Here is a 21,408-nt window from a genome sequence, read left to right on the forward strand (position 1 = left end):
TAATCTTGATTAAATTATTGCCAGATAAAATAAATTAAGACAAGCTATTTCAGATTATAAGATTATTTCTCACAATTTTTAGCAAGTAAATTTAGGTAAATGGTAGCCTGAAAATGCGACAATAATCGCAAATTCATGTTATGACAATGAAATTTATTGGCATTGATTTAGGCTGGCGATCGCAACCAAGTGGATTATGCTGTTTAGAATGGATAGATGGACAACTGCAATTACTTGATCTCGACCGCAAAGAAGCTATTGCAGACATCCTTACCTGGATCGATCAAAGCGTCCAACCAGACCAACCAGCAATCATCGCTGTAGATGCACCTACCCTCATACCTAATGCTACCGGGAGTCGCCTCCCGGATAAACTCAGCCACAAATACTTTGGCAAATATCATGCAGGATGCTACCCAGCTAATCAAAACCTACCATTCGCCGATCGCACCATCAACTTTGGTTTAGAATTAGAATCACGTGGTTTTGCCCACGCACCCACTATAGAACCACAAAAACTTAGCAGATATCAAATAGAAGTCTTCCCCCACCCAGCAATCGTTAACCTATTCAACTTAGAACGCATCCTCAAATACAAAAAAGGAAGGCTCACTGAGCGCCGCCTAGAACTAATCAAACTCCAAAATTATCTTCTCAATATCCTCCCCTCTCTTTCTCCTCCTCTGCGTTCTCTGCGTCTCTGCGGTAGCCTACGGCAAGACGCTGCTGCGTCTACGTTCCTTCTTGAAATCCCCACCACAGGCGTAGCCCTCAAAGCAACCGAAGATAAACTAGATAGCTTAATTTGCGCTTACGTTGCTGCATACTGGTGGTATTGGGGAGAACAACGTAATTTGGTACTTGGCGATCGCACCACAGGCTACATTATCATCCCCCAAAGAATATTAGCCTAAAATTGTAATATTGTAAGATTTAACTCAAGGAGTTTTTATGCAAAGAGTTAGTTCTAATTTGAGTTTAAAACAACTTTATGAAATTGACGAGCATCTCTGGTTAGAGGAAACAATCAAGTTATTAAAATCTAACCATTTAGAAAAATTAGACTTAGAAAACTTAATTGAGGAGCTAGAAAATTTGGGTCGTAGAGACAAAGCCAAGGTTGCTAGTTTATTAGAACAAATTATTAGACATCTTTTATTGCTGCAATATTGGACAGAAGAATCTGAATATAACTCAGGACATTGGAAAGCAGAAATTAGAGGTTCTAGAAATCAATTAAAACGTCAGATAACAACGAATTTATATCAATTTTTAGAAAAAAATTAGCATCAATTTATGATGATGCTTTAGGATATGTAATTGATCAAACTAAGAGCAAACTCGATAAATTACCTCAATATTCTACTTACACCTTAGAACAGCTACTAGATATTAATTATCTACCTGAAAAGTTTTCATAAAAAAGGCGTTGCTAAATCAGCAACGCCTAGTATAGAGTATTCAATAACTACTCAGCACTCTTACTCTGCCCAAGCAATTAACCTTGGCTCATAAGCATTAGCCAGATTTGGATTTTTCGGCAATACACGCAAAGACAAGCCCTGTAAACCAGAAGCGGTATAAGTAATATTACCCGTGTAAATGCTCAATTGTTGTGAATCCTCACCTTGGTAATCCATCACCACTGTTACAGCGTTGACAATCTCACCATTGGCATCGATCGCACCTTGATATAACTCCACCTGCACATCATCATTGGTCAAGGTTGCTAAGTCAACTTTGGCTTTGACAGCAACAGTTTGGTTAACTTCAATGTCTGAAGCTGCCGATACATCAACATCTTTGATTCTGATGTTGAACCAGTGTTCGCCCAATTTTTCTTTCCAAGCAGCTAGTTCTTTGGCTGGGGCATAGTTATCAACAGTCAGGGTATGATAGCGATCGCTAGCTGGGAAATAAGCCCTTTGTGCATATTCTCCTACCATCCGCGCTGTATTGAAGAACGGACAATTCAACCGAATTGCATCCTTCATTTTGGCAACCCACGGACGGGGTAAACCATCAGTATCCCGGTGTTCATAAAATAGTGGTACAACTTCCTTCTCTAACAACTCGTAGAGAGCATTTGCTTCTACTTCATCTTGGTAGTTAGGATCGTCGTAATTCTCTCCATGTCCGATTGCCCAGCCTGTACGGACGTAATCAGCTTCATCCCACCAGCCATCTAGTACACTTAAATTCGGCAATCCATTCATTGCGGCTTTCATGCCACTTGTACCAGAGGCTTCCCGTGGACGACGCGGTGTGTTTAACCAGATATCGCAACCCGCAACCATCAACCGGGAGATGTGAATGTCGTAATTGGGAACAAACACTACCTGTTTTTCTAAATGTTGTTCGCGGATAAAGTGATTGATCTCGCGGATGAGTTCTTTACCGGGAATATCCTTGGGATGTGCCTTACCAGCAATCACGAATTGCACTTTCCGGTCTTTGTTAGCCAGCAGAAGCCGCTTAATCCGATCCAGATCGCGCATCCAGAGGGTAGCGCGTTTGTAGGTGGCAAAGCGACGGGCAAAGCCAATGGTGAAAGCGTAAGGATCTAAAACTTCTTGTGCTTGGGTAATTTCGGAAGCGGAAGCGCCGCGATCGGTTAAATGCTTGACCAAATGCTCCCGGACATACAAAATCATATCCAAGCGGCAGCGTTCATGATTGCGCCACAATTCTTCATCGGGTATAGCATCCATCCGATCCCACAATGGGCTATCTGGTGGTGCTGATGACCAATTTGGGCCTAGATAGCGATCGTACAATTCTTGAGTCGATTTTGCCACACAACTGCGAGCATGGACACCATTAGTAATTGCGGCGATCGGTACTTCTTCTACTGGTACTTTCTGCCACAAGCCCTGGAACATTTGCCGCGACACTACCCCGTGCAGTTGTGCGACACCATTAGAAAATGTTGCCATTTTCAACGCCAGCACCGCCATACTGAAAGGCCCAGATAAATCACCTGTATTCTCGCGCCCCAGTCCTAAAAATTGCTCTTTGGGCAACCCAAATATCTCTGCATAGTACCCCAGGTAGTGCAGCATTTTATCGGGAGCGAACAAGTCAATTCCCGCCGGTACTGGTGTATGGGTAGTAAAAATATTACTGGAAGCCACCACCTGTTTAGCTTGGGCATAACTCAGCCCTTCTTCCTGAATCAGCAACCGGATGCGTTCTAGAGCAGAGAAGGCAGCGTGACCTTCATTCATGTGGTATGCAGTGACTTTCAGCCCCAAGGCTTTGAGCATTTGCACACCACCGATCCCCAGCATGATTTCCTGGTGGATACGCATATCAATGTCGCCACCGTACAGTTGATCTGTAATGTCGTGGTCGTAAGTATTGTTGGGTTCAATATTGGTGTCAAGCAGATACAAGGGAACTGTTCCCACCTGTACGCGCCAAACTCTAGCGTATACCTTGCGTCCTGGATAATCTACCGCAATCCGTAGCTCTGAACCATCGGCATTGCGCTCTAGATGCAAGGGCATATTATAGAAATCATTGAGCAAGTAGCGTTCTTGCTGCCAGCCATCAGCATTGAGATACTGGGCAAAGTAGCCTTGCTGATACAGCAAACCTACACCGACAAGCGGTAGCCCCAAATCACTAGCAGATTTGAGGTGATCCCCCGCCAGAACGCCTAAGCCGCCAGAATAGACGGGTAAACAATCAACAAGTCCAAATTCCGCCGAAAAATAGGCGTAGCATTCTTTTGGTTTGTCTTCGCGTTGTTTTTGATACCAAGTGCGTTCTTGCAAATAATCGTCTAACTGACGGTCAGCTCGATCCATTTGCGCTAGAAAGCCTTCATCTTCAACAACTTCCAAAAGCCGTGATTGCGAGATAGTACCGAGCATCAACACTGGATTGTGATGGCTAGACTCCCACAAATCAGAGTCTAATCGACGAAATAAATCTTTGCTCTCAACGTTCCAATCCCAGTGCAAGTTATATGCTAACCGCCGCAGTGGTTCGAGTCGCGGTGGTAGTGAAGGGGATACGTTAAATGTGCGAATTGGCTGCATAGGTTGGCAAAACTCCAAGTTGAATTATGGTTATTGTTTACTGTCTTTACCAATGTTGCCAATTCTTTATACTGTAGTTTGTGAAGAAGCGATGACTTTGTTAAGCATTGAGAATTCTTTTTAACATCGTTGCTAAAGTTTACACCAAGGTGTTTCTAATTCTATGCGTTACTCTCAGCCATATACTTGGTATATTAAGATTTAATCATTGAGTGGTATGTATCACTGAAAAAAATCTAGTTTTGAATAAATAATTTATATTTATTTTAGTATTGCTTCCGGGGATCAGTTCTACTGTCTTAGCTAAGGGTGAAATTTCCTCGTAGCTGTTTCCACAAAGGTTAAATTTTTAATTATTTTTTAATAAAATTGTGCGGGAAAATAAGCAGCTATGATTCTTAGGTTAGGGATTAGTTTGAGAAGATGTGATACAAAGTAACCCATGTAGACATCACTTAAAAGAGGAATGCGTAAAAATAATACCAAGGAGTTAACTAGGAAAAGCGTCGCAAACTACTTGGTATAAATTTTGGATACTAAATCAGGAAAATAACTTCTTAGCGTGTTATCTTATGAACCTAGTGAAGGCTGATCTTTGGTATTTTTTGTCATTGACAAAGCTACAGCAGCTGCATAAGCAATCTCCGCTGCCATTTGATAAGCAAGTTTGATACTTGATGAAGCGTCCTTGACTTTAGGAGAAAGAGAAGCTTTTTTTCGGCGCGACTCTTGTTTGATATCACCCGCTACAATAGCTCGCTGTAAAATGATCCAGGCATCTAGGTCTTCTGAGTCATAATTACTTTGAAGTTGCGATCGCAGTTGTTCTTCGGCTACAACACTCAAATAGCCGCTATTTAGAGCTTCTTGGACAATTTCTTTAATTAAAGCCATAATTTGAACCAAGTGTGTGAGTTAAAACCGATACCTCAATGTGGTCAATTTGATGTTGTTTTGTGGACTTCTCCTGGAAACTAAGCTAAGTTTTAGCTTTCTTTACAATAAAATTTATAATGAGTAACACCAAGCACGCATCACCCGCTTGGCTCACCCGAATGGGTGATTTACAAATTTTTAGATATAAGTAATAAGGAAGAAGAAAATTTTGAGCTTTTGAAGGAAGAGCGTGTAACCAGTATAGTAGATATCATTCTGAGTTTAACGCCCAATTATTAAATTACTTGGACAGCAAAGGTAGAAATATAGACAAAAATGACAATTAACAACTCAGAGCATCTTTAAAATTACCGTCCTCAATGATTTTTATCTAAGTGTATAAAATTATTTAAGAGTAGCGATAGCTCCATAAAAAAAGTTAGCTAATTTACAAGATTCTCATCACCAATCAACTTATTTATTAAGAGTGTTCCACTAAAAATAAAATGTGTTATTGTTAAAAGCAACTGTTATTAAAAACGATTCATGTAATTACAAGCATGAATTTGCTAGTCTGTAAATCATCTGTGTGCAACATGATTGGAGCAGCATACTCTAGAAATTCGTTGCAAGAAAGCCGTCATAGTAGTCGGGGAAGCGCTTACTTGTTTGCACCGATGGTCAACTTCAATGTGATGGCTGATGTAGGGGATAATCCACCCTAATTGGGTTTTGTGGGGCAATAATACCCAATTAAACCCAACAATAATTACATTGTTATGCTAGGCAGAAATTTTATCTAAATTTTTAAATATAGTCTAGTTAAATGTATTTTTTGTTGCAACATAGCTTGTGGAACTGAGTTGTTTTAAAAGACTAAAACCGCCTGATAGAAAGTAGCCTCAAGGCAAACAACTCAATCCCTAGTTTCGTAACAAGCTTTGCAAATTTGCCAGATAACTAAAACAGTATCCTATCTAAACCAACCAATTTACCCATCAGATAATTTCATAGTCTGGGGTTTGACCCTACAATGCACTAAGATTTTTTGTCAATTGCTCTGGTGAAAAAGAAGCAAAGTTTTTACATGCCTTGACTGGTACAAAAGCTTCTATAGATCCAAGGTAGTTGTGCATATCAAGTGGGTAATTATAACACACCTAATTTCAAGAATTGCTCACATAGTTAAAGTCAGACTGTAGGTTTTTCAAAATTTGGGAAACTATCTAAAAATATGGGTAAATTTCGGTAATACTGCCAACTAAGCTTAATGTATTAAGAAATACAAGATTTCTTTACATGGCAGAAGATTCGGATACAGGCAAAACACTTTCAATACTGTCAACACCAATTAATTGAAGAGATATGTAGCCATGCCTAACGAGCAATATTTTTCAAAATTGCAGCGTGTGCAAGAACTTGTAGTAACTACTGTGTTAGGGGATCTTCCTACACTTATTCTGGGGCCAAAGTTGCGTAGTTTAGGATATCGGAGTATTTTTGCTCAAATAGGCAGTCCAGTTTATATTCAAAATGGTGTTGAATTTAACGGTGCTTCTTGTATTGAGATAGGCAGTGGAGTCTATATTTTCAAGGGTGTACGCATGGATGCTAGAGGACACAAAAATAATAAAATTCATCTAGGCAATAGAGTGGCTATTGAGCGTAACGTTGATATAGGGTGTTTGGAAAATACGTGTATACATATTGATGAAGACACCTTCATTGCTCCAAACGTATGTATTGAGGGGCCAGGAGACATTAAAATTGGCAAACACTGCATGATTGCTGCCCACTCCGGGATATATGCCAATAATCATAATTTTGCCGATCCGATGGAGCTAATTAAATACCAAGGTGTTACTCGCAAGGGAATTGTGATTGAAGATGATTGTTGGCTAGGTCATGGAGTAACGGTATTAGATGGCGTTACCATTGGCAAAGGTAGTGTTATTGGTGCGGGAGCAGTTGTCAATAAAGATATTCCTCCTTTATCCGTTGCTGTAGGCATACCTGCACGAGTAGTCAAAAACCGAATTGGCAAAGACCTAGCAAAAGTTCAAACTGAGAAATAGGGAATTGGGAATTGGGAATTGGGCATTGGGCATTACAACTATCTCCTGTGAACTATTTTGGGAAACCTTTGTTGTTAGTCAACGTCACAAGAGTAAATAATCTGTGAGTTATTTTTGAAGGGCATCTAATCTTGCACGATTCTCAATAACCGCAGGATAGGCACTGCTAGTCCCTAATCCCCAGTCCCCAATCCCCAGTCGCCAGAGTCCTCTAAAAAAGGGACGAGATTTGGGTAATATAAAGTAGCTATCTTTTCTGCATGGCAGATCCTCAAAGAAAAGCTTTCTTTGTTTTACCCGTTGGAGATATTTCTATGCTGACTTTAAAAATCGCTGTTTATATTGTTGTTGCCTTCTTCGTAACTATCTTCATCTTCGGATTTTTGTCGAACGATCCTGCTCGTAACCCCGGCCGTCGGGACTTAGAGTAAAAGGGCGATAAATCATCCGCGACTTTGGAAGGCGGAAAATACTAAACGCCACAGAAACTTACTAAGCGAAATTTAGTAAGTTTCTTCCTCCAGGTAGCTTGCTGTAGGTAGCAGAAGGCGACAGTCGGAAGGCAGAATGTATGTTTATCCTTCCGTCCGTCATTTGGCTGTTTGTTAGCCCGATTTTGCTCACTTATGCTTCATCCAGTTCTGCCACCCAATCCGCCTCCTATCCTCGAATCTTTACAACCTGTAAATCCCACCTCATCTGCTAGTCATACAAAGTTTCTTTCAGTTGTAGAAACTGGAATGCAGGAAAAGACAGACAAATCTAAGCAGTCCAAGGATTTGCCTGAATTGTCGATTGCGGGTGACACCAAAAGTAATTCGCCATTGCCAACTCCCATTAATTCAACTCAGGATGACTCAGTAGTTGCCGAAACTTCCTCTGTACTCCATCCACCAGAAACCTTCCCACCAGAAATTTCCCCCATTACCGACTCTGAAAGTGCTGAACTTTTGGGGCGATCGCTGCTGGTTGGTTATCCAACGCAGGATATTAAAACCTCTAATGGCTATCCGAGCGTCGAACGCCGCCGCTTAGAGCTTCTCCTAAGAGCGGCGTTACGCAAACGGGAGACGCAAACAGAAGCCACTGCATTGCCAAAAAAAGTTGGAGCGGAGCCTTCCCTAAATGCAAAACCTGAATCTTCTCAAAAACTCGGTGAGCAAGATCTAACGACAAGCCCTTCTCTACGAGAGGCTGCGCCAACGGGTTCGGGGGTTCGCAATCGATGGGAACCGCCAAGACTGCGACCCCCTCACCGCTTTGCATCTACGCTAAATCCCAATTCTATTGCTAGAGAAAAACAAACCTTTTTGGACTCTCTACGATTTAACTATAGGGTCTCTCCAAGTCCTCTTGTCGCCCAATCTCCGCCTTCTATTCCAGTTGTCCCAAAGGTTACAACCAGCAATAAGTTAGTTGAATCCAAGGCGGAAATTTTAGCTAAGAAGTTAGCCCAGCAAAAACAGCTAAGTAACATTACTGCGCCACAGTCTTCCCAAAGAGACAATATCTCTCTATCTGCTGCCGATCTTGCACCAAGTTCTCAATCAGTACAAAATTTTATAAAATTCCAGTCTCGTAACCCGACAAAGCAACTTTCAACGCCCATCACTGTAGAATTCAGTTCCCAAGTCCAACAACAAACTCAAGCGCCAACATCTACACCACCAGTAAATACCACCAATCAGCCACAAGCACCAGCTAGCAAACCGCCAGCCCAACCGAGAATTGTAGAAGTCACTTCAGATCGGCAAGAGTATGACGAGCAACGGCGAATTATTACAGCTGTTGGAAATGTCGTTGTGCGATTTGATGGGGCGGTGGTGGATGCCGATCGCTTGCAAGTTAATTTAGACAACTTAATTGCTGCGGGGGAAGGCAACGTAACTTTAACCAGGGGCGATCAAATACTTCGTGGGCAACGCTTTACCTATAACTTTGTTCAAGATAATGGAGAACTCTTAAATGGTAGAGGAGAAATTTATGTGCCCTCAGCACAAACAGATTTTGCTTTCTCACCCATAGATGCAACTGCTGGTGGAGTAACAAAACGTCCGCCTAGCGATCGCATTCGAGCCAATCAGCCCCTTTCTGGTGTAAGCAGCCCTGGACAACTTGATTTTACAGTCGGGGGTCAAGCTGATGCTAGCAACCTCTCACCCCCAAAAACAGGAGGTGTAGTCAATCGGCTCAGATTTGAAGCTGAACACATTGACTTCTATCCGCAAGGCTGGCAAGCAAGGGATGTCCGTATCACCAACGATCCTTTTTCGCCTCCAGAACTAGAGTTACGCGCAGATACAGTAACTCTGACACGAGAAACACCTTTGGTAGACCGCATTAGAACACAGCGACAACGTTTGGTATTGGATCAAAGAATCTCCTTACCAATTCCGGTGAATCAGCAGACGATTGACCGTCGGGAGCGGGACGTTACACCTGCAATAGTTTCTCCCGGCTATGATGGAGATAAGCGGGGTGGTTTGTATATTGAGCGTGGCTTTCCAGTGATCGATACAGAGAAGACAAGCTGGACGATCACGCCTCAGTTATTAGTACAGAGAGGTGTGCAAGAAGGTACGGGTAACTTAGGCTCATTGTTTGCTGTCAAGACAAAGGTAAATTCTGTTTTGAGTCCACGAGCAGTAATTCAAGGAACTGGGGAGTTAACCAGTTTTGACTTAGACAAGGTGGAAGACAATTTGCGGGTGAATTTGGGATTGCGTCAGATAATAGGCACTTCCCTTCCCCATCTCTTGAATGTGCAATATAATTACCGCGATCGCCTCTACAACGGTACTCTCGGCTTTCAAACTGTCCAGAGCAGTTTTGGTGGCATTATTACCTCTCCTGTGATTCCTTTAGGAAAAAGTGGCATTAACCTAACCTATCAGGGAAGCGCTCAGTATATCGATGCCAATACCGATCGCCAAGACTTACTAGAACCCATACGCGAAAACGATCGCATTTCACTAGGTCGTTTCCAAGCTAGTGCTGACCTCAGTACTGGGGTGTTACTGTGGCAAGGAAAACCATTACCGCCCACTGCCACTGAGGGATTACGATACACGGCTAATCCTGTAGTTCCTTACTTGCAAGCGATCGCTGGACTTACAGGCACTACGAGTTATTACACCAATGGTGATAACCAAAGCACTCTAACTCCTAGAATTGGTTTACAAGGACAAATTGGTCATTTTTCTCGCCCTTTTTTCGACTACACTGCCTTTAATATTACTTACTCTCAAGGCTTAAACAACGGATTATCACCCTTTTTGTTTGATCGCTCCGTTGATAACAAAGTTTTGACTGCTGGGATATCACAGCAAATCTATGGCCCTTTTCGCTTAGGCTTTCAAACATCTGTTAACTTGGATACTGGTAGAGAAACCAGTACTGACTACATTTTAGAATATAGCCGTCGTACCTATGGCATCACCTTGCGTTACAATCCAGTGTTGGAATTAGGCGGCTTTAGCATCCGAATTAGTGATTTTAACTGGGGTGGCGGCACTGATCCATTTTCTGAAGTTAAGCCAGTAGTAAACGGTGTGCAACAGAATTATTAATAAAAGGTTGTTTGAAAAGTATTTTGCTGTAACTTTAGGCACTTTTAGACGTGATAAATCGCGTCTCTACATGAGGGCTTTCTGGCTTATCCCAAGCGTATTTGGATAAAACTAAAACTGGATCTGACTTGTGTGTACACCGTAGCCTTAAAAAAGGGGGAACCGGAATCAAAGTCCCCCTTAGAAAGCAGGGCTGATTCATTCGATCTCTTAGGATTTTGTCAAGAGTATGAGTCAAAAATTTGCTTGAGTGGGAAAAAGAAAAACTACCACCTCAACCAGCACATTTAAGTGCGTTCACCATTTTCTTGCCCAATCAGATTTTTTAGTCACCTGTTTTTTTTGCTTGGAACGCTTGTAAATCAGCGCCTTTTAGGGAATGAAACAGCCCTGCCCTTAGAAAGGGGAATTTAGGAGGATATAGAACTTTTGATACCGACAAGAGGACTTTTCAAAGATCCTCTAAGAAGGATTCAGAATTCTGAATAACCATCATCAAGTTGCTAAAATTTCTGCTTGTGGAAGAATAAATCCGCATAGTATTGAAGGTGCAGCCTCACATAGAATCGGTATGAGGAATCGCACAATTGGTTGATGCACCCCCAGGTATTCTCAGGTTGGCATAGTCGCCGCTTAATTGAACACGTGAAGGTGGTTGGTGTAGGACTGCACAGCATCTTTGAACTGCGGCTTGATATTGTCGCCATTGCTTACGGATTGCAATACTGGCGGCATCGTTACCTAAGTCAGAAAATCTTAGCCCAGCCCGAATTAGCCAAGATTCTACATCAGTTGTTTCACCCAGTATTTCTGGAATGGCATTAATTTTTTCCATGAGTAATATCTTTTATGCATATTTAAAATTGGTCATTTAACTTTAAGAAAAACTATTGATAATAGCCAATATAATTGGTTATCAAAATCATAAATAAAAATGATTAAAAATATGTCATATCTGAGTATGGATGCTCAGATATGACAGAATAAGTTCTATGACGGCTGGTAAACATCATTCCTTTAGCTTGCGAATAAGCTGTCTCCTAGCTCGTAATCACTAGAAGCGATAGCCTAATCCAGCTTGGAAGCTGACAGCATCAGCATCACTGTTTTTGTAGGCATCAATGCCCCATTTAGTATCGCCATAAGCAATGACATTATTGCTAACTTCTGATTCAATACCAAGGGTGACTACAGGTGCATTCTGATTGCCTAATGGGGTTTTTTGACCTTCGTCAGTTACAAAAGAATAACCACCACCGAAGTAAACGTTAGTGTTTCTGGCGATAGGCGCATCGTAAGTCACGATGGGCATAATTGCAGCAGCATCACCACCATACAGTACAGAACCCCGCAGTGAAACAGGTGTATTGGGAACGGCGTAACGTCCTTGAATATTACCGCCAATTTGTGCTTCATCGTTTCCTTGTCCACCACTGGTTGCACCAACTGCAACACCAGCACCAATATAATTACCGTTTGTACCGGCTGTTTGAGCAGAAGCAATTCCTGCCGAGAGGACAATGGAAGCAACAGCAAGTGCAGAGGCAGCTAATTTTGTAAGTTTCATAGAATTATTCTCACTAGAGTTAGGTAAAATCAATGTTCTCTAGTACTAGAATCTCTTTTTTTACAAAATGTAACCTCGCACACCTGGTTCACCCTACTGGCTGAATTATTTCTCACCCACTTGGGTGTACTAACTGAAATATTTAATTGAAGAATTCAGGATTCAGAATTTAGGAGTCAGAATAAGAAAATGGAAGATTCAGATCCACCACCCTCTTGTCTTTACGCTACGCTATCTGCTTTTTCTGACTCCAAGTTCATGCTGTTAGCGGGGCGTTTAGCCCATTCTGACTCCTGACTTCTATTTAAATAACAGTTATTTCTTCAAAAAGCGTTGACGTAGGCGAGATGTAAAAATATTCACCTCTGGTATTTTCATCCAAGAAGCGATCGCAGCAAACACCGCAATCCCTACAAAACCAGATACACACAATTGCAACACCAAAATCAGTAAACCCGTTTTACCTAGTAATTGCTGAGAACCAACCAATGTACCATAGCTTGCTAACCCAGCTACCACGCTACCAGCAGCCAAACCCAAAATCGGCAAACCCCATTCACGCCAAGGTAAACCGTTGAGTTTGCGATCGAGCAACCATAACAGCATCAACATTGAGCTACAATTTACACCCACTGTTGCCAACACCAAACCGGGAGCGCCAAAAGGTTTAACGAAAAACCAATCTAATAAGATATTGAGCAAGATGTTAAAAATACTGATGCGAAAAGGTGTCTGTCCATCACCTAAAGCGTAGAACACCCGCACCAAAACATCACGTCCCAAATAGACAAACATCCCAATTCCGTAAGCGACTAGCAACGATGAAACTAGCTCTGTGGCTTCTGGTTTGAAAGCACCGCGTTCATATACCACCTGCACAATGGGTACAGATAATGCCACCATCAATGCCCCTAGCGGTAGCATGGTGAAGGCAGTGAGTAGCAGTCCTTGGCGAATGCGTAATTTTAAATCTGGCCAATTTTCGGGGCTAGCAAGCCTAGCAAATATCGGTAACAGAGGCAGTAAAATGATATTAGAAATAATCCCCAAGGGAGTTTGGACTAATAGATTCGCATAGTTAAATCCTGCCGCAGCACCAGGGATAGGACTAGCAAAATAAAGGTCAGTGGCGACATTAATTGGCATCATTCCAGAAGAAACTGTTGCTGGAGTCATAATTCTAATGACTTCTTGAACACCTGGGGATTTAAAATCAAACCGCAGGCGTAATGTGCCTAATCCTAACCGCCACTGGACAATTAGCTGCACTAACCACTGAAGAACTGCTCCTGCTAAGGTTCCCCAAGCTAAGACCATTCCACCAATTAAAGCGTACTCCGGTTTAATAATATCCTTGCCCAATTGCATCGCCAGGATACCAAGACCGATAACAACGGTAATACTAGATAATAAGGGACTAATGGAAAGTAACCAATATTGATTGGCTGCGTTGAGAGTACCGAAGCCGATGCCAATTAAACCGGCAAATAAAGCCATTGGTGCCATAATGCGGAGTTGTTGAATGGCGATCGCTCTGGTTGTCTCTTGCAACCCATGACCGACTATATCAACGATCGCATCCGCAAATAAAACTTGAGCAACTGTCACCAGCAACAGCAATCCAGCCACTAGCGTTGTCACGGTTTCCACTAGGGGAGCCGCTTCTTCTCGCCGCCGCTTGGCTAAAACGCTGACGAGCGCACTGTGTAATGGCCCATTGACACCACCGAGTAAGATCAACAGAAAACCAGGGATAATATAGGCGTAGCTATAGGCGGTAGCAGCAGCACCAACACCAAAAGCCGCAGCGATCGCTTGCTGCCGCACTAAACCGAAGACTTTACTAATTAATGTGGCTGCGGCAACAATGCCAGCAATTCCAGCGAAAGAACGAGAGGGTTTTTGGTCTTGTTGTGTCACGAATAATACCCGACAACTCTTACAGAGTGCATACTTTAAAACATTTAACCTGAAATTCCGCAGTCTGTCAGGTAAATTTTGGCAAATCAGTCATTAGTTTATAGTCATTTTAAGTGCGATGCCTGCGATCGCAATGTGAAATTAATCGAATTAGCTCTTAGTACGGGCTAGAGCCGCTTCCTAAAAACCTTGAATTATTCATATCTTTTGTTGTAAGTAAATTGGCGCGAAAAAACTCAAGTATATTACGAAACGTAAATAGGCTTAAAATCTTTACTAATGACCAATGACAAAGGACAAATGACAGCTTTAGCTAGTTAGCCTTAATTGCGCCGACCTACTTATACAAGCCAAAATTATTTTTTAAACCATTACGAGGATAGATCGAGAAAGGGGAACTATAACAATAGCCAGCTTCTAGGAAATAGTTTAAAAATGTAAAAATTTGCAGTTTTGAACTGTTTTTGATTCATGAAGTTTGGTATTAGGAACCCTTGTATAAATAAAATCCAGAGCAATGGAACCCAATTCAAATTTCACAAAAAATCAACTTCTATTGTCAAGCGCTCAACTTCAAGAGCAACTAGATCAACAAAAGGCTCTGGCGAGTGTAATTGTCCGAATTCGGGAGTCTCTTGACTTAGAAACGATTTTTCAAACTACCGCTACAGAAGTACGTCTACTGCTCAATGCTGACCGTGTAGCAGTCTTTCAGTTTGACCTAGAAAAAGACTGGGAAGGAAAATTTGTTTCTGAAGATGTTGCACCTGGTTGGACTTCGGCGTTAGAAGTAAAAGTTTACGACCATTGCTTTGGAGAACAATTTGCTTCCAGTTATCAACAAGGTCGAGTCCAAGCAGTAGCAGATATTTACAATGCCGGACTGAGTGGTTGCCATGCCGCAATTTTGACTAAATTTCAGGTCAAGGCCAATCTCGTTGTCCCTTTATCGCGCCAGAAAGAACTGTGGGGATTGCTTTGCATTCATCAGTGCAGTGAGGCTCGTAACTGGAAAGAATCAGAAATTGAATTTATACGTCAAATTGCTGACCATCTGACAGTTGCGATTCAACAAGCAAAGCATCTTCACGAAGTGCAATTACAAGCTGCAAAATTGGCTCAAGCGGTTCAACGCGACCAAGTAATTGCTCAGATTGTCGATAAAATTCGCTCACCCCTTGATATTGAAACCATCTTTAAAACCACAACTCAAGAAATACGCAAGCTACTGCAAGCCGATCGAGTTGCCATCTTTAGCTTTAATGCCGATTGGAGTGGTAACTTTGTTGCTGAATCATTTGTTGAAGGTTGGACTCCCGTAGTTGGCGTTCAGCCTGCGATCGCTGATACTTATTTACAACAGACACAAGGCGGACGTTATGTTGACAACGAGACATTTACAGTCAATGACATTTACCAAGCTGGATTAACAGACTGTCATGTAACCCTGTTGGAGCAATTCCAGGCAAAAGCCTTTGCAACTGCCCCTATTCTCCAAGGAGACAAACTTTGGGGAGTCATTGCTGCTTACCAAAACGCTTCACCCAGACAGTGGCAATCTTATGAAGTCGAATCACTAACCAAAATTGGCACACAAATTGGTGTGGCACTGCGACACTATAAGTTGCTGGCACACGCTCAGTACCAAGCAGAGCAACAAAAGACATTAACTAGCGTGATTACTCGAATTCGAGAGTCCCTAGATTTAGATACAATCTTCCAAACAACTGTCACAGAGGCGCGGAAAATGCTGCAAGCAGACCGAGTGGCAGTCTTTCGGTTTGACCCACAAAAAGATTGGGAAGGAGAATTTATTTCTGAGGATGTTGTTGCTGAGTGTAACTCGGTAACAGCAGAAAAAGTTTATGATTATTGCTTCGGTGAAAACTTTGTATCCCTTTATGCACAGGGTCGGGTAAATGCGATCGCTGATATTTATCAAGCAAAGTTTCCAGGTTGCTACATCCAAATTCTAGAAAAATTTCAAGTGCGGGCAAATTTGGTCGCACCTCTATTGAAAAAAGGTGAACTTTGGGGATTGCTGTGTATTCATCAATGTACTGCTTCTCGTCACTGGCAACCCTCTGAAATTGAATTTACCAGTCAAATAGCCGAGCAATTGGGAGTTGCATTAAAACAGGATTCTTATTTTAAACAAGTTCAAATGCAGGTTGTCCAGTTAGCAGAAGCCACTGAACGCGAGAAAGCAATGGAACGTCAAGAATTGCTGGCTGCAACTATTGATAAAATTCGCCAATCGCTTGATATTAAAACTATTTTTAGAACCACTACTCAAGCGGTGCGAGAGTTACTCGAAGTCGAGCGAGTTGCAATCTACCGCTTCAACGCGGATTGGAGCGGTAAATTTGTGGCAGATTCCTTTAAAGATGGTTGGAAACCTGTTGCACAAGCCCAATCAATGATTCTAAAAACCTTTGAGGGTACAGACGACGATAACGAACTTCCGCGCAATGAAACTTTTGTTCCCATTCGACAAGGCGAAAAATTATGGGGATTATTGGTTGCTTATCAAAATTCGCAACCGCGCTATTGGAAAGAGGAAGAAATCAATTTACTAGCTCAAGTAGCTGTGCAATTTGGAATTGCTATTCAGCAAGCAGAATTACTCGAACAAACTAAACGTCAAACCTTAGAACTAACTCAAACTCTGCAAGAATTAAAACAAACTCAGACCCGGTTAATTCAGGGTGAAAAAATGGCAGGTTTAGGACAACTACTTGCTGGAGTCGCTCATGAAATCAACAATCCTGTGAGTTTTATTTTTGGCAATCTTATACATTTAAATGAATATATTCAAGAACTACTGAATACAGTGGAAATTTACCGTCAAAACTTCTCTCTACCGCCAACTGTCCAAGAAAAAATTGACAATAATGATTTGGATTTTATCATCGAAGATTTACCCAAAACTCTTGATTCAATGAAAATAGGAACAGAGCGAATTCATGATATTGTACTATCACTGCGAAACTTCTCTCGTACAGATGAAGCTGAATTGAAGGCAGTAGATATTCATGAGGGATTAGATAGTACTTTGCTGATTTTAGGGCATCGGCTCAAAAACAATAATGAACGCCCAGCTATTGAGATTGTTAAAGAATATGCTACTTTATCTTTACTCGAATGCTATCCCTCACAATTAAATCAAGTGTTTATGAATCTGTTGAGTAACAGTATTGATGCATTAGAGGAAAAGTTTAAAGCTATACAGCAAAGATATTTGAAGTTATCTCAGAGGTGTCCGATGATACCTTTGACTATCTGGATTAGTACGCAAACTATTAATAACCAGATTGTAATTAGAATAGCTGATAATGGTCTGGGAATTCCAGAAGAAGTGCGATCGCATATATTTGATCCCTTCTTCACTACTAAAGGGCCAGGTAAAGGTACTGGGTTAGGATTGTCTATCAGTTATCAAATAGTAGTTGAAAAACATCATGGTCAAATTAAATGTTCCTCTAAACCAGGAGAAGGAACAGAGTTTTTAATTGAAATTCCTAGCAGTAATTAGAGGCGACTGGTTTTTAACAATTCTCAGTCAATCGGTAGAATATCTCTTTTTTATGCTCAACGCTGAGATTCTTTACTTACAACCCAAACTATCTCGCGTTGACATACTCGTAACTGGATTTACGCCATCGGCTCTTTCACACATTAGTGATACTTGATAGCGGTCAATTAAAGCGTCGGTGAAATCAGCGCCTGTAATTTCGGCATCGAAAAAACGGCTGCGGGTCAAAGTTGCTTCTGTAAAAATGGCATTTTTCAGGTTAGCACCATCCATAGTTGCGCGATCGACTAAAGCGCCGCTCAAGTTCGCGCCTTCCAAATTTGCTTTTAACAAAACTCCTTTAGTGAGAATTGCGTTGGTTAAATTCGCCCCTTGGAAATTCGTCCCCCGCATTTCTGCTGCTACAAAGGTCACACCTGCCAAATCAGCATGAGAAAAGTCACGATTTTCTAAATTTATATTGTTGTAGTTAATTGTATTGAGTTGAGCAAAAGCAGGTTTCGGATTCAGTATTATCCAGCAAAATGCTAGTATCAAAATCCCAATCAAACCCAAAAATCGCAGTAAAATCTTTTTCATAACTTTATTATTTTTCAGTAGTCCGTTGTCATTAGTCCTTTGTCCTTTGTTAGTTAACAATGACTAATGACTAATGACTAATGACTCTTGCCTATTTCCAATCTTTACCAATCCGAATTGTAAGGTCAGATTCTAAATCACCAACAGCCGCCACCTCAATTTGACCCAAGCCTAAGACTTTTTGCAAATCAACTCCAACTCGCCGATTGCCTTTTTGGACAATAATTTGAGTTTGACGTTGAGTATCTGGCCAATCAGGCACTTTGTAAATTTTAGTAAAGCCTTTCTGTTTAAGATAAGCAATAACTTTTTCAGTTAGCTGAGGTTGATTAGAGGCATTTTGAATAGCAATTTTGAGGTTAGGAACCTGACGCATATCTGGTTTAAGACCAGGTACATTTACCCCAACATAATCATTCAACAGGCTCTGTTGTCCAGTCATATCTAGCCAATAGCTATCAGGGTCTTTGCTAAAGCGGCTAAAAGTACCAGGCAACACCGTCATTTGGAAATTATCTCGATCTAGATTGAGGCCAAAGTTGACCAACGCCATCATTTCTTCCATCTTCAGGTTGGTATCAAAGTATTTTCGCATCAAGCGAGTTAATTGAGGCAACCGGGGTAAGATGGTAGGACTATTTAAGCGTTGCAGCAATGCTGCTGTTAGTGCTTGCTGACGCTGCACTCTTGCCAAATCTCCCAAACCTGGTTCGCGGAACCGCACAAACTGTTCTGCTTGTTCGCCGTTGAGGGTTTGCCAGCCACTGACTAAATTAATCGACAGCCGACTGCTAGAGTCTTTATATGTCATTGATTGGGGAACAAAGACCTCGACTCCGCCTAACTGATCGACTAACTGCCGTAAGCCGCTAGTAGAAATACGGATGTAGCGATCGATTGGGGCATTATTTAAGGTACGACTAACTACCCGTGCTGCCAAGACTGGGCCGCCTTTAGCATTGGCATCAGATACCTTAGTTAATCCCTTTTCTCCCTTTTCGGGGATGGCAATCATCGTATCTTTAGGAATAGAAAGCACCCGTACAGATTTTTCACCAGGGTTAAGCCGTACTAACAGCATAGAGTCGCTTTTGCCAGCAAAGCTTTCTGGTGAACCATCAACAGTACCGTTAACTGGTTCAATCCCCATAATTAAGATATTCATGGGTCGTGAAAGCTGATACTGGGAAAGTTTGCCCCACAATTCCCCTGGTAATGGGATTTTTATCTCGTCTTTAGCATTAGTTCCCAAATCTTCATCTGTTCGATCGAGATTGCTCCACAAAGGAGTCCACAGCGCTAAAGTTGAGACTAGCAGCCCAGATAAGATGATGCCGATAACAATCGTCATGATCCACAATAACCATCGAGGCATGGTTAAGCCCAGTCTCTCGTAAAGCTGATTGGGAATCGCGCCCACTGATTCGACGACGCTACGGTTCGGATTGGCTGGCGGGTTTAGTTCGACATCCTCCTCCTCTGAGTCGGCTACTGGTGCTGGCGTTACCTGATTTTCCGTGCGTTGAATTTGCTGCGATCGCACCTCAGTTTCAAATTCTATAACTTGCTGAGATGTAACCGGATTTTCCGACCATTCGACTTGTTTTATCACAATTATCTCCCCACTCAACCACTCCCTAAAAGTATGTTAATCCAAGCTACAGATATTGCCAGTGGAAAGGCTCACTGTAAACTTATAATGTTCTTCGGTAGGCGTGTATGACAACATGAATACTTTATTGTTCCCCGTAATCCTGGCTGGTGGTAAAGGTGAACGTTTTTGGCCCCTGAGTCGCAAAGACCGACCTAAACAATTTTTAAGTCTTGATGGTAGCTCTAGAAGTTTATTACAAGCAACCGCCGATCGATTGATAAAACTCGGTGGCGGTGAGTCCAGCGCGGTCTTGGGGGTTTCCCCCATGAGCGACTGGCGAACCCGAACGGGGTGGGATTCCTTGTGGGTGATCACTTCTAGTCAGATAGCTGAAGGGGTAAGACAACAATTACCCGATCTACCAGTTGAAAACTTACTAATTGAGTCGGAAGGCAGAGACACAGCCGCAGCCGTTGCTTGGACAAGTTTAGAAATCAAACAGCGCTATGGAGAAGACGCTGTGATTGGCTTTTTCCCTGCTGACCACTGGATTGCTGACGAAGAAGCGTTTGCACACACATTAAGCGCGGCTACGCAACTGGCAGCAAGCACAGCAGCGATCGTTACACTAGGGATCAAACCTACTTTTCCATCAACCGGTTACGGCTACATTGAACAAGGTGAAAAGATAGGTAGCTTTAATGAGTTGCCAGCTTATCACGTCAATCGCTTTACTGAAAAGCCCAACCGCGAAACGGCAGAGACTTTTTTATCTACGGGACGTTTTAGCTGGAATAGTGGAATGTTCGTTTTTCGGGCAGGGGTTGTTCTCAAGGAACTACACACCCATGCTCCAGAAATTATCGAACCTTTAGAACAACAGGGTGCTGATATTTATCCCCAGTTGCCTAAGAAGAGTATAGACTATGCCCTAATGGAAAAGACAACTTTAGCATACGTTTTGCCAGTTGATTTTGGTTGGGATGATTTAGGAGATTGGAATGCGATCGAGCGGTTACTCAAAACAGAAGAGAATCCCAATGTAGAACTTGCTACCCACGTAGGGCTAGATACGCAGGGGGCGATTATTTATGCCTCAAATCCAGAGGATGTAGTTGTTACAATTGGTTTAGAGGACGTGGTGATTGTGCGCGATCGCAATGTCACCCTCGTTGTTAAAAAAGAACGTACCCAGGAAATTAAGCAGATCCTTAAAATTCTCCAAAGCGATTCTCGATTTACTGACCTGCTGTAAAAGTTAGAACCCTTGGCAGAGGCTAAAAAGTCTGTTTTCCTATTATAACTTGACTGTCTGTTATTTTATCTGACAGTTATGAACATTATTAGCTTTGAGCCTCTCGCCAAGACAATGGCAATCGAGTCTATTACAGCCTATCAAAAATATATTTCTCCTTCCAAAGGATTTAGTTGTTCCCATCGCTTATTACACGGTGGGGATTCCTGCTCTAATTACATTAAACGAATGCTAAGTGAACATAAGCTCCACGAAGCCATACAATCATCCCTAAAAAGATTCCAAAGCTGTGGCGCAGCTAGCAAAACTTTAAAAGCTAAAGCCAACTTCCGTTGTATTGTCATCCCCTGTTGTTTACCTCTTTAACTCCCTGCGTCTTTGCAGTTATTTAC

Annotated in this window: 15 protein-coding genes and 1 pseudogene; 9 read left to right on the top strand and 7 right to left on the bottom strand. The window is 42.0% G+C overall.

Annotation, left to right across the window (positions count from 1 at the left end; translation table 11 throughout):
* Positions 1 to 146 precede the first annotated feature (146 nt).
* The gene (locus tag FBB35_RS00415) at positions 147 to 914 is read left to right on the top strand and encodes a DUF429 domain-containing protein (RefSeq protein ID WP_174713484.1); all 768 of its coding nucleotides are present in this window, start codon (positions 147 to 149) and stop codon (positions 912 to 914) included.
* A 37-nt stretch (positions 915 to 951) separates the two neighbouring features.
* Positions 952 to 1,421, top strand: a pseudogene (locus FBB35_RS00420) (DUF29 domain-containing protein).
* A gap of 60 nt (positions 1,422 to 1,481) precedes the next feature.
* Here FBB35_RS00420 and glgP read toward each other — a convergent pair.
* A complete protein-coding gene (gene glgP / locus FBB35_RS00425) occupies positions 1,482 to 4,046 on the bottom strand; it encodes an alpha-glucan family phosphorylase (protein ID WP_174708029.1) in 2,565 nt (854 codons plus the stop codon).
* Positions 4,047 to 4,616: 570 nt separating this feature from the next.
* Positions 4,617 to 4,940, bottom strand: coding sequence for a hypothetical protein (locus FBB35_RS00430; RefSeq protein WP_174708030.1), 324 nt, complete (start codon positions 4,938 to 4,940; stop codon positions 4,617 to 4,619).
* A 569-nt stretch (positions 4,941 to 5,509) separates the two neighbouring features.
* Between FBB35_RS00430 and FBB35_RS00435 the strand changes: the two genes are divergently transcribed.
* The 4 genes from FBB35_RS00435 (at position 5,510) to FBB35_RS00450 (ending at position 10,566) form a co-directional block, all read left to right on the top strand.
* Positions 5,510 to 5,647 (top strand): hypothetical protein, encoded by a 138-nt coding sequence (locus tag FBB35_RS00435; protein ID WP_174707946.1) that lies wholly within the window; start codon positions 5,510 to 5,512, stop codon positions 5,645 to 5,647.
* 648 nt (positions 5,648 to 6,295) lie between these two features.
* Positions 6,296 to 6,997, top strand: a complete 702-nt coding sequence (locus FBB35_RS00440) for a DapH/DapD/GlmU-related protein (RefSeq protein WP_174708031.1) — start codon at positions 6,296 to 6,298, stop codon at positions 6,995 to 6,997.
* 314 nt (positions 6,998 to 7,311) lie between these two features.
* On the top strand, positions 7,312 to 7,428 hold the full coding sequence (locus FBB35_RS00445) for a photosystem II reaction center protein I (protein ID WP_041566417.1): 117 nt from the start codon (positions 7,312 to 7,314) through the stop codon (positions 7,426 to 7,428).
* Between the two features lie 195 nt (positions 7,429 to 7,623).
* Positions 7,624 to 10,566, top strand: a complete 2,943-nt coding sequence (locus tag FBB35_RS00450; RefSeq protein WP_174708032.1) for a DUF3769 domain-containing protein — start codon at positions 7,624 to 7,626, stop codon at positions 10,564 to 10,566.
* A gap of 556 nt (positions 10,567 to 11,122) precedes the next feature.
* On the opposite strand, the gene FBB35_RS00455 is transcribed toward FBB35_RS00450, so the two are convergent.
* From FBB35_RS00455 to murJ, 3 genes are all read right to left on the bottom strand, one after another.
* Positions 11,123 to 11,401: a hypothetical protein gene (locus FBB35_RS00455; RefSeq protein ID WP_174708033.1), complete on the bottom strand. Its 279-nt coding sequence runs from the start codon at positions 11,399 to 11,401 to the stop codon at positions 11,123 to 11,125.
* A gap of 219 nt (positions 11,402 to 11,620) precedes the next feature.
* Complete coding sequence (locus FBB35_RS00460) at positions 11,621 to 12,133, bottom strand: outer membrane beta-barrel protein (protein ID WP_174708034.1); 513 nt, start codon at positions 12,131 to 12,133, stop codon at positions 11,621 to 11,623.
* 315 nt (positions 12,134 to 12,448) lie between these two features.
* A complete protein-coding gene (gene murJ / locus FBB35_RS00465) occupies positions 12,449 to 14,053 on the bottom strand; it encodes a murein biosynthesis integral membrane protein MurJ (RefSeq protein ID WP_174708035.1) in 1,605 nt (534 codons plus the stop codon).
* 517 nt (positions 14,054 to 14,570) lie between these two features.
* Between murJ and FBB35_RS00470 the strand changes: the two genes are divergently transcribed.
* Complete coding sequence (locus FBB35_RS00470) at positions 14,571 to 17,588, top strand: GAF domain-containing protein (protein WP_174708036.1); 3,018 nt, start codon at positions 14,571 to 14,573, stop codon at positions 17,586 to 17,588.
* 72 nt (positions 17,589 to 17,660) lie between these two features.
* Here FBB35_RS00470 and FBB35_RS00475 read toward each other — a convergent pair whose 3' ends face one another.
* Together FBB35_RS00475 and FBB35_RS00480 are read right to left on the bottom strand one after the other, a co-directional pair.
* Positions 17,661 to 18,167 carry a pentapeptide repeat-containing protein gene (locus FBB35_RS00475; protein ID WP_174708037.1) on the bottom strand — a complete coding sequence of 169 codons (507 nt, stop codon included), beginning with the start codon at positions 18,165 to 18,167 and terminating at the stop codon, positions 17,661 to 17,663.
* A 91-nt stretch (positions 18,168 to 18,258) separates the two neighbouring features.
* Positions 18,259 to 19,779, bottom strand: a complete 1,521-nt coding sequence (locus FBB35_RS00480; protein ID WP_174708038.1) for an LCP family protein — start codon at positions 19,777 to 19,779, stop codon at positions 18,259 to 18,261.
* Between the two features lie 115 nt (positions 19,780 to 19,894).
* Between FBB35_RS00480 and FBB35_RS00485 the strand changes: the two genes are divergently transcribed.
* Both FBB35_RS00485 and yidD read left to right on the top strand, forming a co-directional pair.
* Positions 19,895 to 21,016, top strand: a complete 1,122-nt coding sequence (locus FBB35_RS00485; RefSeq protein WP_174708039.1) for a mannose-1-phosphate guanylyltransferase — start codon at positions 19,895 to 19,897, stop codon at positions 21,014 to 21,016.
* A gap of 114 nt (positions 21,017 to 21,130) precedes the next feature.
* A complete protein-coding gene (yidD, locus tag FBB35_RS00490) occupies positions 21,131 to 21,382 on the top strand; it encodes a membrane protein insertion efficiency factor YidD (protein ID WP_254625964.1) in 252 nt (83 codons plus the stop codon).
* The last annotated feature ends 26 nt before the right edge of the window (positions 21,383 to 21,408 follow it).

The sequence above is a fragment of the Nostoc sp. TCL240-02 genome, assembly GCF_013343235.1.
GTDB lineage: Bacteria > Cyanobacteriota > Cyanobacteriia > Cyanobacteriales > Nostocaceae > Nostoc.

Coding starts and splice junctions, on each gene's coding strand:
- FBB35_RS00415 (WP_174713484.1), top strand. CDS start 147: ATGAAATTTATTGGCATTGATTTAGGCTGGCGATCGCAACCAAGTGGA.
- glgP (WP_174708029.1), bottom strand. CDS start 4,046: ATGCAGCCAATTCGCACATTTAACGTATCCCCTTCACTACCACCGCGA.
- FBB35_RS00430 (WP_174708030.1), bottom strand. CDS start 4,940: ATGGCTTTAATTAAAGAAATTGTCCAAGAAGCTCTAAATAGCGGCTAT.
- FBB35_RS00440 (WP_174708031.1), top strand. CDS start 6,296: ATGCCTAACGAGCAATATTTTTCAAAATTGCAGCGTGTGCAAGAACTT.
- FBB35_RS00445 (WP_041566417.1), top strand. CDS start 7,312: ATGCTGACTTTAAAAATCGCTGTTTATATTGTTGTTGCCTTCTTCGTA.
- FBB35_RS00450 (WP_174708032.1), top strand. CDS start 7,624: ATGCTTCATCCAGTTCTGCCACCCAATCCGCCTCCTATCCTCGAATCT.
- FBB35_RS00455 (WP_174708033.1), bottom strand. CDS start 11,401: ATGGAAAAAATTAATGCCATTCCAGAAATACTGGGTGAAACAACTGAT.
- FBB35_RS00460 (WP_174708034.1), bottom strand. CDS start 12,133: ATGAAACTTACAAAATTAGCTGCCTCTGCACTTGCTGTTGCTTCCATT.
- FBB35_RS00470 (WP_174708036.1), top strand. CDS start 14,571: ATGGAACCCAATTCAAATTTCACAAAAAATCAACTTCTATTGTCAAGC.
- FBB35_RS00475 (WP_174708037.1), bottom strand. CDS start 18,167: ATGAAAAAGATTTTACTGCGATTTTTGGGTTTGATTGGGATTTTGATA.
- FBB35_RS00485 (WP_174708039.1), top strand. CDS start 19,895: ATGAATACTTTATTGTTCCCCGTAATCCTGGCTGGTGGTAAAGGTGAA.
- yidD (WP_254625964.1), top strand. CDS start 21,131: ATGGCAATCGAGTCTATTACAGCCTATCAAAAATATATTTCTCCTTCC.